Origin of the sequence: Streptomyces sp. NRRL F-5755 (genome assembly GCF_001279365.1) — a bacterium.
Taxonomy (GTDB): domain Bacteria; phylum Actinomycetota; class Actinomycetes; order Streptomycetales; family Streptomycetaceae; genus Streptomyces; species Streptomyces rimosus.
Map to the genome: position 1 here is coordinate 24,209 of NZ_LGCW01000161.1, position 12,384 is coordinate 36,592.

Annotated in this window: 11 protein-coding genes; 7 read left to right on the plus strand and 4 right to left on the minus strand. The window is 72.3% G+C overall.

Features of this window, described 5'->3' with window-relative positions; genetic code table 11:
- The first annotated feature begins 11 nt into the window (after positions 1 to 11).
- Positions 12 to 896, plus strand: coding sequence for a succinate--CoA ligase subunit alpha (sucD, locus tag ADK86_RS16055; RefSeq protein ID WP_030586326.1), 885 nt, complete (start codon positions 12 to 14; stop codon positions 894 to 896).
- 101 nt (positions 897 to 997) lie between these two features.
- Here sucD and ADK86_RS45660 read toward each other — a convergent pair whose 3' ends face one another.
- A complete protein-coding gene (locus ADK86_RS45660; RefSeq protein WP_107088489.1) occupies positions 998 to 1,984 on the minus strand; it encodes a sigma factor-like helix-turn-helix DNA-binding protein in 987 nt (328 codons plus the stop codon).
- Between the two features lie 143 nt (positions 1,985 to 2,127).
- Here ADK86_RS45660 and ADK86_RS16065 point away from each other — a divergent pair, with 143 nt between their 5' ends.
- The gene (locus tag ADK86_RS16065; protein WP_159393865.1) at positions 2,128 to 3,981 is read left to right on the plus strand and encodes a DUF6350 family protein; all 1,854 of its coding nucleotides are present in this window, start codon (positions 2,128 to 2,130) and stop codon (positions 3,979 to 3,981) included.
- A 45-nt stretch (positions 3,982 to 4,026) separates the two neighbouring features.
- Here ADK86_RS16065 and ADK86_RS16070 read toward each other — a convergent pair whose 3' ends face one another.
- On the minus strand, positions 4,027 to 5,088 hold the full coding sequence (locus ADK86_RS16070; RefSeq protein WP_234345886.1) for a hypothetical protein: 1,062 nt from the start codon (positions 5,086 to 5,088) through the stop codon (positions 4,027 to 4,029).
- Between the two features lie 264 nt (positions 5,089 to 5,352).
- Between ADK86_RS16070 and purN the strand changes: the two genes are divergently transcribed.
- Positions 5,353 to 6,006, plus strand: a complete 654-nt coding sequence (gene purN, locus ADK86_RS16075; RefSeq protein WP_053697195.1) for a phosphoribosylglycinamide formyltransferase — start codon at positions 5,353 to 5,355, stop codon at positions 6,004 to 6,006.
- Positions 6,003 to 7,562, plus strand: coding sequence for a bifunctional phosphoribosylaminoimidazolecarboxamide formyltransferase/IMP cyclohydrolase (gene purH, locus ADK86_RS16080; protein WP_053697196.1), 1,560 nt, complete (start codon positions 6,003 to 6,005; stop codon positions 7,560 to 7,562). The genes purN and purH overlap by 4 nt, the downstream gene beginning before the upstream one ends.
- A gap of 73 nt (positions 7,563 to 7,635) precedes the next feature.
- Here purH and ADK86_RS16085 read toward each other — a convergent pair whose 3' ends face one another.
- Entirely contained in the window at positions 7,636 to 8,205 is a 570-nt protein-coding gene (locus ADK86_RS16085; protein ID WP_053697197.1) for a hypothetical protein, read from the minus strand.
- Positions 8,206 to 8,359: 154 nt separating this feature from the next.
- Positions 8,360 to 9,154: an RDD family protein gene (locus tag ADK86_RS16090; protein WP_053697198.1), complete on the minus strand. Its 795-nt coding sequence runs from the start codon at positions 9,152 to 9,154 to the stop codon at positions 8,360 to 8,362.
- 292 nt (positions 9,155 to 9,446) lie between these two features.
- Between ADK86_RS16090 and ADK86_RS16095 the strand changes: the two genes are divergently transcribed.
- The 3 genes from ADK86_RS16095 to ADK86_RS16105 all read left to right on the plus strand — a co-directional run bounded on the left by ADK86_RS16095 (position 9,447) and on the right by ADK86_RS16105 (position 12,272).
- The gene (locus ADK86_RS16095) at positions 9,447 to 10,301 is read left to right on the plus strand and encodes a bifunctional methylenetetrahydrofolate dehydrogenase/methenyltetrahydrofolate cyclohydrolase (RefSeq protein WP_053697199.1); all 855 of its coding nucleotides are present in this window, start codon (positions 9,447 to 9,449) and stop codon (positions 10,299 to 10,301) included.
- A 67-nt stretch (positions 10,302 to 10,368) separates the two neighbouring features.
- On the plus strand, positions 10,369 to 10,797 hold the full coding sequence (locus ADK86_RS16100; protein WP_053697200.1) for a DUF3017 domain-containing protein: 429 nt from the start codon (positions 10,369 to 10,371) through the stop codon (positions 10,795 to 10,797).
- A gap of 254 nt (positions 10,798 to 11,051) precedes the next feature.
- Positions 11,052 to 12,272: an NADP-dependent isocitrate dehydrogenase gene (locus tag ADK86_RS16105; protein WP_053697201.1), complete on the plus strand. Its 1,221-nt coding sequence runs from the start codon at positions 11,052 to 11,054 to the stop codon at positions 12,270 to 12,272.
- Positions 12,273 to 12,384 lie beyond the last annotated feature (112 nt).

Here is a 12,384-nt window from a genome sequence, read left to right on the forward strand (position 1 = left end):
CTCAGACCACCATGGCTATCTTCCTCACCAAGGACAGCAAGGTCATCGTCCAGGGCATGACCGGTGCCACGGGCATGAAGCACACCAAGCTCATGCTGGGCGACGGCACCAACATCGTCGGCGGTGTGAACCCGCGCAAGGCCGGCACGAACGTCGACTTCGACGGCACCGAGGTGCCCGTCTTCGGCTCGGTCGCCGAGGCGATGGAGAAGACCGGCGCCGACGTGTCCGTCATCTTCGTGCCGCCGAAGTTCGCCAAGGCCGCCGTCGTCGAGGCGATCGACGCCGAGATCGGCCTGGCCGTCGTGATCACCGAGGGCATCGCGGTGCACGACTCCGCCGCCTTCTGGGCGTACGCGTCGAGCAAGGGCAACAAGACCCGCATCATCGGCCCGAACTGCCCCGGCCTGATCACCCCCGGCCAGTCCAACGCCGGCATCATCCCGGGCGACATCACCAAGCCCGGCAAGATCGGTCTGGTGTCGAAGTCTGGCACGCTGACCTACCAGATGATGTACGAGCTGCGCGACATCGGCTTCACCTCGGCCGTCGGCATCGGTGGCGACCCGATCATCGGCACCACCCACATCGACGCCCTGGAGGCGTTCGAGGCCGACCCGGAGACCGAGCTGATCGTCATGATCGGCGAGATCGGCGGCGACGCCGAGGAGCGTGCGGCCGACTTCATCAAGGCCAACGTCACCAAGCCGGTCGTCGGCTACGTCGCGGGCTTCACCGCGCCCGAGGGCAAGACCATGGGCCACGCCGGCGCCATCGTCTCCGGCTCCTCCGGCACCGCCCAGGCGAAGAAGGAGGCCCTGGAGGCCGCCGGCGTCAAGGTCGGCAAGACCCCGTCGGAGACCGCGCGCCTGGCGCGCGAGATCCTCGTCGGCTGATCGCGTAACGCGCAGGGCGCGGGCCCGTACTCCTGTTGGGGGTACGGGCCCGCGCCCGTTCGTGTGCAAGAGCGCGCGCGGCGGGAAGGCGACAACGGGACCTAGCGCGCTTCCGGGGCGAGGTGCCCGGCCCATACGACCTTTCTCTTCGCCGGTCCGTCCGCCTTGGCCTGCTGCGTGCGGGCTTGTCCGCCGTGCTGCTTACGGGGGGCCTTGGCCTCCGCCGCCGCGGACGAGGCGGCGGAGGACGCGGCCGGGGGACCGGCCTCCGGACGGGTGGGGAGAGTGCCCGCCTCCTGGACGAGCGTGAAGGCGGTCGCCACCGCGATGAGGGCGGTGAGCCCGAACGCGCCCTGCGTCATCCGGCTGACCGTACGCTCGCTCCCGCTCCGTACGACCCCGGCGGCGGGCGGCGCCACCGGCAGCGCGCGGGCCAGCCCGGACAGTCGCTCCCGCAGGATCTCTCTCTGGCGTACGGGTGACTCGCCCGCCAGGCCGAGCCACGGAACCCGTTCGGCGAGGGCCTGGCGCGCGCGCAGCAGGCGTCCGGCCGTCGCGGGCGTACTGGCCTCCACCTCGGCGGCCGTCTCGCTCAGTTCCAGGCCGAGGCCGTCGTGCAGGAGCAGCACCCGCCGGTACGGGGCGGGCAGCGCCAGCACCGCCTCCCGCAGCGCGCGCTCAGCGGGAGCGGCGGGCGGTGGCGCGGGTGCCTGGGGGCTCGGCCGCTGGGCGGTCCGCAGACCGGGGCGCATCCGGTGCCAGGGCGACAGCGCGTACTCGTGCACCATGGCCCGCACCCGGCCCGCCGGGTCCGGGTCCACGGCCATGTCGGGCCAGCGCTGCCAAGCCATCTGGAACGACCGTTCGACGGCCTCCTGGGAGAGCCGGGGGTGACCGGTGAGCACGATGGCCTGGCGGGTCAGGTCGGGGGCGTGCCGCGTGTAGAGGGCGTCGAAGGCGGCCGAGGGAGTGGGGGCGCATTGAGCTGATGGTCCGTCAGTAGGTGGCGTGCGTACCGCGTCTGATGCCTCCTCAGGAGCGGCGGCGGGTGCGGCGTCAGTCGTCTTCGTCCGTTCCGTCTGCGTCATGTCGGCCTCTCCGTGCGGGCGCGCGTGCCGGTGGCGCACGGATGGCTCAACGGCATGAAAAGGTACATAAACATATATTGAGCGACACGACCGGCAATTGCCTGCTCCATGGCGGAAACGTGTGTTGTTGGCAGCATGGCGGGGTGAGCCAATTGACCGACCGCGGCCCCACGTTGTCGTCGCGCGGCCGCGCCGCCACCCAGCGGTCCTCCGCGCTCGGCACCGCCTTCGTCGGCGGCGGACTGGCCGCCGGGCTCGGGCTCGGGGCGTTCGCCGTCGTGGTGCTGCTGCTGTGGGTGGCGTCCCCGTACCCGGACACCAACCCGTCCCGGGCCCTGCACCTCGCCGCCGACCTGTGGTTCCTCGCCCACGGCAGCGATCTCGTACGGTCCGCGACCGCGTCCGGCGCCGAGTCGCCCGTCGCCGTGACGCCGCTGCTCCTGATGGCCCTGCCCGTATGGCTGCTGTACCGCACGGGCCGCCACATCCTCGAAACGGTCCCGCCGGCCCTGTCGAAACCCCCGGTCGCCCCGCTTCCCAGCCTCCTCCACCCCGACGACTTCGACCCGGAGCCCACCCCCCGCCTCCTCCTCGGCTGGTTCCTGGCGGGCTACCTGTCCGTCACGGGCGCCGCCCTGCTGTACGCCTCCGAAGGCCCGCTGTACGTCGAACCGCTCAGCGCCCTGCTCTACGTACCGGTGGTCGCCGCCCTGACCGGCGCCGTGGCGGCCTGGCACAGCGTCGGACGTGCCGCCTTCGTGCCGCTGCCCGACCGGGTGCAGCGCCTCTACGACCGGCTGCCGCCCGCCCTGTGCGCCGCGCTGGAAGGGCGGCGCGGCATCACCGCGGTGCGCGCCGCCACCGCGGGCACCGTGGTGCTGCTGCTCTCCGGCGCGCTGCTGGCGCTCCTCGCGCTGGGCTGGCACGCACCGGCGGTACGGGAAGGATTCCTCGGCCTCACCCACGACTGGGCGGGCCGCTGCACCGTCGTGCTGCTCAGCCTCGTCCTGCTGCCGAACACCAGCGTCTGGGGGCTGGCGTACGGGCTCGGCCCCGGCTTCACGCTCGGCGCGGGGAGCACGGTCGGCCCGCTCGGCACCAGCGGGTACCCGGACCTGCCGCACTTCCCGCTGTTCGGCATGTTCCCGGAGCCGGACGCCACCGGCCCGCTCTACTGGCTGACCGCCGCGGTACCGCTCGCCGCCGGCCTGGCACTGGCCCGGTACGCGGCGCTCCCCGCGAAGTCGTACGCGACCGCCACACGCTCGGCCGCCGCGCGCCCGGCCGACGCCCAGTGGACCGGCTGGCGCGAGACGGCCGCCGCCGCCGGGCTTGCGGCGCTCGGCTGCGGCGTGGTGTCGGCGGTGCTCGCCGGGCTCGCGGGCGGCGCGCTGGGCAGCGCGGCGCTGTCCCGCTTCGGGCCCAGCTGGTGGCAGACGGGGCTGGCGGCGCTGGCCTGGACCCTGGTCATCGGCGTCCCGGGCGCGCTCGTCGCCCGCCTGTGGTGGCTGCGCGGCGTACCCCGCCCGCCGAAGCCCGCCCCACGGCCGCGCGTAAAACTCCGCGTACGGGCCGGACGCGCTGTGAAACGCCTCACCCGCGCCGTCGGACGCTGGTCGTGGGCCGCCTGCCGCTTCGGCTGGACGCTGCTGACGCGTACGGTTTCCCGCTCGCTGCGGCCCCGCCCCCGCCCGGGCCGCCACGCCCGGCACGCTCGCCGCCGTACTCCGGCGAGCCGGAAACCGTACGACTACGGGTACGACCGCGACCAAGGACCCGGCCACCCGTCCAGTGACGTACCCGGAGGCGGACTCGGCTCGACCGGCGCCCGCCCCTGGCACGACCCCAGCACCCGCAGCGCCCGCTGGTCGGAACTGCGCGCCTCCTCCGGCGGCCTGATGACCGACTTCGAACCCGCCCCGCCCCCGCACGAGGAGGTCCCGCGCAGCACGGTCCCCGGAAACGCCTCAGCCGCCACCCCGGAGGGCGGCGGCTGAGACGAACGGTTCCGGGGCCTGACGGCAGTTCCCGGACCGGCCGGACTATTCCTGCTGAATGCTGAGCAGCGGACGCAGCTGCTCGGGGAGCTTCTTCTCGCAGGAGTGCGCGGCGGACCGGGTCAGGGCGTCGTTCACACACGTGAAGTAGTCGCGGTAGACGAGCTGGAGCGTGAAGGTGGCGGCCACCATGACCAGCGCCAGCGAGGCGGTGACCAGCCCGGCCACGGCCGCGGTCGTCTGCGGGCGGGTGGAGGCGGCGGCCGGGTGGCCCGTGGCGGAGGCGCCCGGGTCCGTGCGGGGCGGGGTCTGGCCCGCGACATCGGCGGCCGTGGCCCGCGCGCCGCCGGACGGGCGGGCGGGCTTGGCGCGCAGGGAGCTGATGCCCCAGTACAGGGCGAGCGCCGCCAGCAGCAGGGCGATCTCCGGCAGGTTGAACAGGACGAAGAAGAAGCCCCACATGCCGGCGAGCAGCGCGTAGCGCGCGCGGCGCTGGGCCGGGTCGGTCGGGTCCCAGCGCAGGCCGCCGCCGGGTCCGCCCTGGCCGCCGGGGCCCTGCTGGCCGTTGCGGTTGCCCGGCCGCGTACCGAAACCGCCGCTCTGGCGTCCGGGCTGGCGGCTGCTCCACTGGCTGCCCCAGGCGGGCGGCTGCTGGTCCCCGTCGCGGCCCTGATCGTCGCCGTGGTGGCCCCGGCCCTGGTCCTGGCCGTGGTGGCGGGGCTGCCACGGCTGGTCGGGCGCGTCGGCGGGCGGCGGCGCGAACGGGTTGTCACGGTCGCCGTCGCGGTCCTCCGAGGCCCGGGTCCGGGCGCGCTCCCTGGCCCGGCCGCTCGTACCCCCGGCGTCCGGCGCCCCCGACCCGTCCGGCGAACCGGACGTACCCGACCCGTCGGACGAGCCGGACGTACCCGACGCGGACGCGTCCGACGGAGCCGGATCCGTCCCGGAGCCGGACGTGCCCGATGTCCCCGGAGCGCCGGCGGAATCGGAGGACGGCTTGCGCTCGCGCAGCAGCACCGCCCCGGGAGCGGCTGCGGGCTGGAGGCACCCCCCGGCGGTGGCCGTGGGAGGGAGGAGGAGGGCCGCGCGGCGGCGTCGGTCCGGCATCTGGAGTGTGTCTTCCCCTTGTCTCGTCCGTACGTCCGACGGGTGGGCCGGGCGGGCGGATACCACGAACAGCGTGCGTTCTCACGCCCGACGCTACCTCTCGCGTGCGCCCCCGTCCCGTGGGGGCCGCGCGGTGTGCCGGTATCGTTGCTGACGGTCGGCGCCTTCGTAGGGTTCCCCGGTTTCCGGCGACCCATGGTTTTGTACGACCGCACAACACCGCACACCGCCGTACAGCAGCACCGCGCGAGAAAGAGCCCCGCCGTGGCCTCCGCTTCCCCGTCCTACGCCGTTCCCGCCGCATCCCCGGCCCGTATCGTCGTGCTCGTCTCCGGTTCCGGTACGAACCTTCAGGCGCTGCTCGACGCCATCGCCGCCGAGGGCGTTTCGGCGTACGGGGCCAAGGTGGTGGCCGTCGGCGCCGACCGCGACGGCATCGCCGGCCTGGAGCGCGCCGAGCGGGCCGGCCTGCCCACCTTCGTGTGCCGGGTCAAGGACCACGCCGACCGGGCCGCCTGGGACCGCGCGCTCACCGAGGCCACCGCCGCCCACGAGCCCGACCTCATCGTCTCGGCGGGCTTCATGAAGATCCTGGGCGCCGCATTCCTCGCCCGCTACGGCGACCGGATCGTCAATACGCATCCGGCCCTGCTGCCGAGTTTTCCCGGGGCCCACGGCGTGCGCGACGCGCTCGCGTACGGCGCCAAGGTCACCGGGTGCACCGTCCACTTCGTCGACGACGGCGTCGACACCGGCCCGGTGATCGCCCAGGGGGCGGTCGAGATCCGGGACGAGGACGACGAATCCGCGCTGCACGAGCGCATCAAGGAAGTCGAGCGCAAGCTGCTCGTCGAGGTCGTGGGGCGTCTGGCCCGGCACGGCTACCGCATTGAGGGACGAAAGGTACTGATCCCGTGACCGCCGAAGCAAGGAAGCGGCCCGTTCGCCGGGCGCTGGTCAGCGTCTACGACAAGACGGGCCTGGAAGAACTGGCCCAGGGCCTGCACGCGGCGGGCGTCCGGCTCGTCTCGACGGGCTCGACGGCCGCGAAGATCGCGGCGGCCGGCGTTCCGGTGACCAAGGTCGAGGAGCTGACCGGCTTCCCCGAGTGCCTGGACGGCCGGGTCAAGACGCTGCACCCGAAGGTGCACGCGGGCATCCTCGCCGACCTGCGGCTGGAGGACCACCGGCGGCAGCTCGACGAGCTGGGCGTCGAGCCGTTCGACCTGGTCGTCGTCAACCTCTACCCGTTCACGCGGACCGTGGCCTCCGGCGCGGAGCCGGACGAGTGCGTCGAGCAGATCGACATCGGCGGCCCCTCGATGGTGCGCGCCGCCGCCAAGAACCACCCCTCCGTCGCCGTGGTCGTCAACCCGGACCGCTACACGGACGTGCTGAAGGCGGTCGCGGACGGCGGCTTCGACCTCCAGGAGCGCAGGCGGCTGGCCGCCGAAGCGTTCCGGCACACCGCCGAGTACGACGTGGCGGTCGCCTCCTGGTTCGCGGGTGACTACGCGGGCGACGGCGGCGAGTTCCCCGGCTTCCTCGGCGTCACGTACGAGCGCAAGAACGTCCTGCGGTACGGCGAGAACCCGCACCAGGCGGCCGCGCTCTACACCGGCGGCTGCGGCGGCCTGGCCGAGGCCGAGCAGCTGCACGGCAAGGAGATGTCGTACAACAACTACACGGACACCGACGCCGCGCGCCGGGCCGCGTACGACCACGCCGAGCCCTGTGTCGCCATCATCAAGCACGCCAACCCGTGCGGCATCGCGATCGGGGAGGACGTCGCCGAGGCGCACCGCAAGGCGCACGCCTGCGACCCGCTGTCCGCCTTCGGCGGCGTCATCGCCGTCAACCGCCCGGTGTCCGTGGCGATGGCCGAGCAGGTCGCGGAGATCTTCACCGAGGTCATCGTGGCCCCGGACTACGAAGAGGGCGCCGTCGAGGTGCTGTCCCGCAAGAAGAACATCCGCGTGCTGCGCTGCCCCGAGGGCCCGCAGCCGCCGGCCGAGTTCAAGCCGATCGACGGCGGCGGCCTGGCCCAGGTCAAGGACGTGCTCCAGGCCGAGGGCGACGACCCGGCCAACTGGACGCTGGCGGCGGGCGAGCCGCTGAGCGACGCCGAACTGGCGGAACTGGCCTTCGCCTGGCGCGCGTCGCGCGCCGTGAAGTCCAACGCGATCCTGCTCGCCAAGGGCGGCGCCACGGTCGGCGTCGGCATGGGCCAGGTCAACCGCGTCGACTCGGCGAAGCTGGCCGTGCAGCGGGCGGGCGAGGAGCGGGCCCGCGGCTCCTACGCCGCCTCCGACGCGTTCTTCCCGTTCCCGGACGGCCTGGAGGTACTGCTGGAAGCCGGCGTCAAGGCCGTCGCACAGCCCGGCGGTTCGGTCCGCGACGAGCAGGTCATCGAGGCGGCGAAGGCCGCGGGCGTGACGATGTATCTGACGGGGACGCGGCACTTCTTCCACTGAACCGTACGCCCGTGAACGCGCCGAGAGCCGCACCCGATCCGGGGTGCGGCTCTCGGCGCGTGCGGGGAGCGGCTCAGTAACGCGGGCGCGTGAACCAGGCCGTGCCGTCCGTCTTGGAGACCATCACGATGCTGATGACGCACATGACGTCATAGACCAGGCCGAACGGCATGAACACGAAGCTGAACAGGATGCCGACCACGCACACGACGATCGCCGTGACGCGGGCGCCGTTGCCGCCCTTGGAGAACTGCGAGGCGGCCACGATCGCCCCGGCGCCCCAGAGCACCATGCCGATGATCATCGCGATCAGCACGCCCTTGCCGACCTGAAGGCTCTCGAAGCTGCTGGAGGAGACGTACTCGGACTTGCTGGCCTTGTTGATCGTGCTCAGCAGGAACACGACCAGGCCCAGACCGATGACCGTCAGCCCCGCCATCACGTAGAGCATCACCCGGGCGGCCTTCACACCGCCCGGCATCACGGTGGGCACCGGTATGCCCGGCATCCCGGCGGGGCCGCCGGGGAACGGCGCGTACGGCTGCTGCACCGGCTGCTGCTGCGGGTAGCCGTACTGGGGCTGGGGAGGGCCCTGGGGCTGGCCCTGCGGCGGGCCGTAGGGGTTCTGGTTCGGGTAGCTCACGAGCGGTGTCCTTCGAGCGGTGTGACCTGGTGTCAGCCGGTGCTGCACGGTTCCGGCGGTCCCGGGTGATGTAAGAGATCGGTAAGAGCCTACGGGGCGGCGAAGGCCCCCTCGCGCGATTTTGCGTGAGGGGGCCTCGGGACGTGCGTACCGCTTACTGGCTGCGGACGACCACCGAACCGACGATCTTGTCGGCGAAGGTCTGCGACTTCTCGTCCCACAGCGGCCACCAGTAGCCGAGGCCGCACAGCGGGCCGTCCACCGCGTGGCAGAGCTTGCGCACGAAGGCCATGCCGAAGCCGAGCGGCTGCCCGGTCGCCTCACGGACGACGCGGATCTTCAGGGCCTTCTTGCCCGGGGTCTGGCCGGTGGAGCCTTCCTTGGCGATCAGGAACAGCATGCCGGCGATCCCGGTCAGCACGGCCAGCGCGATCAGGATGATCGCGAAGACGGGCATCCCGGTGTCCATGTTGTTGTAGGCGTCCGTGACACACCGGTAGTCACCGGGCGCGCAGTAGGACGTGTCCGGCACCGAGGGGCCGGAGCTGGCGGCCACGATGATGGCGATGATGTACAGGATGGTCGGGACCACGCCCATGATCAGCCCGTCGAGCAGGTAGGCACCCACCCGCGCCCCCCAGCTCGCATACCCCTGCGGCATGCCCATACCCGGCATTCCGCCCTGGCCGTAGGCCGCCTGCTGCGGGTAGCCGTATGCCTGCTGCTGGGGCACCTGCGGGGGCTGGCCGTAGGGGGCCTGCTGCGGCGGGGCCTGCTGGGGGTAGCCGTAGCCCGGCTGGGGCTGTGCCTGCTGCGGGTAGCCGTACCCCGGCTGGCCCTGCGGGGGCGCCGGCGGCTGCTGGCCGTACGGGGCCTGCGGGGGCTGGCCGTACGGTCCGGGCTGCCCCTGCGGCTGGCCGTAGGGATTGTTCGGGTCGCCAAAGCTCATTGGCTGGTTTCCTCCGTTGTTGTTCAGTGGGGGACGGCAGGGCGTGCTCGGAGGAAACCCTGGGATCAGTGGTCCGCCCCCCGATGATGCCTGCGGCACTGAGTCGCAATCCTTCTAGTTGCGCAATATCGTTGTCCAGTCAAGAGGCTCATGTGTTGTGCAAGTGCAATGATCGATTCCGTAATTGCATTTCGGTCATCTCCGGTCACAGCTCTTGTCGGCGGCCATAGCGAGCCCCCATCGGAACGGCCCTGATTGGAACGGAAGTGGCCTCATCCGGGAGGATGGGGGTATGAGCGCCCAGATTCTCGATGGCAAGGCCACCGCCGCCGCGATCAAGTCCGAACTCACCGCCCGCGTGGAGGCACTGAAGGCCCGGGGCGTCACCCCCGGTCTCGGCACGCTCCTGGTCGGCGACGACCCGGGAAGCCGCTGGTACGTCAACGGCAAGCACCGCGACTGCGCCCAGGTCGGCATCGCGTCCATCCAGAGGGAGCTGCCGGACACCGCGACGCAGGAGGAGATCGAGGCCGTCGTACGGGAGCTGAACGACAACCCGGACTGCACCGGCTACATCGTCCAACTCCCGCTCCCGAAGGGCATCGACACCAACCGCGTCCTGGAGCTGATGGACCCGGCCAAGGACGCCGACGGCCTCCACCCGATGAGCCTGGGCCGGCTGGTGCTGGGCGTCGAGGGGCCGCTGCCGTGCACCCCGTACGGCATCATCCAGCTGCTGCGTCACCACGGCGTGGAGATCAACGGCGCGCATGTGGTCGTGGTCGGCCGCGGCATCACCGTCGGGCGCTCGATCCCGCTGCTGCTGACCCGCAAGTCGGAGAACGCCACCGTCACGCAGTGCCACACCGGCACCCGCGACCTGTCCGCGCAGCTGAAGCAGGCGGACATCATCGTGGCCGCCGCGGGTGTGCCGCACATCATCAAGCCGGAGGACGTCAAGCCGGGCGCCGCGGTGCTGGACGTCGGCGTCAGCCGGGACGAGAACGGCAAGATCGTCGGCGATGTGCACCCCGGTGTCGCCGAGGTGGCCGGCTGGCTCTCCCCGAACCCGGGCGGCGTCGGCCCGATGACCCGCGCCCAGCTGCTGGTCAACGTCGTCGAGGCCGCCGAGCGCGCCGCGGGCTGACCCTGCGCCTCCCGCAGTACCGGAACGTACGCAGCACCGGAACGGACACGGAAAGGGACCGCCACCCATGAGTGCCGAAGCGCACGCGGAAGGCGCCTCCGAGCCGCAGCGGCCCTCCCGCCGCTTCCCGCGGATCACCACCGACACCGCGCGGCCGGAGGGCGGCGCCAGGACCGCCCCCGGCAGCGCCTCGCCGCCCGCCCGGCAGTGGCCGCTGCTGGCCGTCATGGGCGGGGTGGCCCTCGGGCTGTTCATCGTCGCGCTGGGCGGCTTCCGTATCGGGACGCTCCTGATCGGGCTGTCCCTGCTGGGCGGGGCGGTGCTGCGCCGGGTGCTGCCGAAGGTGGGCATGCTGGCCGTACGGTCCCGGTTCACCGACATGGCGACGTACGGCGGGCTGGGCGTGGCCATCGTCCTGCTGGCGCTGATGGCGCAGCCCAAGCCGTGGCTGAAGATCCCGTTCCTGGACGATCTGGTGCACTTCACGGTGTGGTGAGGCGGGCCGTACGTACGCCCGCACGGGGGAGGGCCGCGCGCTCCGGCCTTCCCCCGTCGCACGCTCTCTCCGTACGGGCGCACCGCCCCGTACGACCCCTCCCCGCGCCATTCGCGTGACGCACACCCGCGCGGCCCCGCAGGGACGGCCGCCGCGCCCCCGCGCCGAGTAACTTGACGAACGAGGCACATCGACGTGTCCGGGACACCGCCGGTCGCCGCCCCAGTCGTCGCGCGAGAGGGACGCCCCACCGCATGGCCAAGATCAAGGTTGCCCAGCCCGTCGTCGAGGTCGACGGCGACGAGATGGCCCGCATCATGTGGTCCGCCATCAAGAACAAGCTGATCCTGCCCTACCTCGACATCGAGCTGGACTACTTCGACCTGGGCATCGAGAACCGCGACGCCACCGGCGACCAGATCACCGCCGACGCCGCCCACGCGATCAGGAAGCACGGGGCCGGCGTCAAGTGCGCCACCATCACCCCGGACGAGGCACGGGTCGAGGAGTTCGGCCTCAAGGCGATGTACCGCTCGCCGAACGGCACCATCCGCAACATCCTCGGCGGCGTCATCTTCCGCGAGCCGATCATCATGGCGAACGTGCCCCGCCCCGTACCGGGCTGGACCAGGCCCATCGTGGTCGGCCGGCACGCCTTCGGCGACCAGTACCGCGCCACCGACCTGAAGGTCCCGGGCCCCGGCACCCTCACCCTGACCTACACGCCCCGGGACGGCGGCGAGCCGGTCGAGCTGGAGGTCCACGACTTCCCCGGCCCCGGCGTCGCGCTCGCCATGTACAACCACGACGCGTCCGTACGCGACTTCGCGCGCGCCGCGTTCCGCTACGGCCTGGACCGCTCGTACCCGGTGTACCTGTCCACCAAGAACACGATCCTCAAGAAGTACGACGGCCGGTTCAAGGAGCTCTTCCAGGAGGTCTTCGACGCCGAGTTCAAGGCCGCCTTCGACGAGCGCGGCCTGACGTACGAGCACCGGCTGATCGACGACATGGTGGCCGCCGCGCTCAAATGGGACGGCGGCTACGTCTGGGCCTGCAAGAACTACGACGGGGACGTGCAGTCCGACGTGGTGGCGCAGGGCTTCGGCTCGCTCGGCCTGATGACCTCGGTCCTGATGACGGCCGACGGCCGCACCGTGGAGGCCGAGGCCGCGCACGGCACGGTGACCCGGCACTACCGCCGCCACCAGCAGGGCGTCCCCACCTCGACCAACCCCATCGCCTCGGTCTTCGCCTGGACCCGCGGTCTGGCCCACCGCGGAGAGCTGGACGGCACCCCCGAGGTCACCCGGTTCGCCCGGATGCTGGAGCGGGTCTGCGTCGAGACCGTCGAGGGCGGCCAGATGACCAAGGACCTGGCCCTGCTGATCTCCAAAAATCAGCCGTACCTGACGACGGAGCAGTTCCTGGACGCGCTGGACGTGGGGGTGCAGAAGAAAATGGCGGACGCGTGAGGAGGCGCGGTCGCGACAGGGGCTCTACGTTCCCCGGACGCGCCGGTGGGCGGCCCGTCCGCTCCCCCGAAAGCGGGCGGGCCACCTGGTGCCCGGCCGGCCCGGCGGTCCG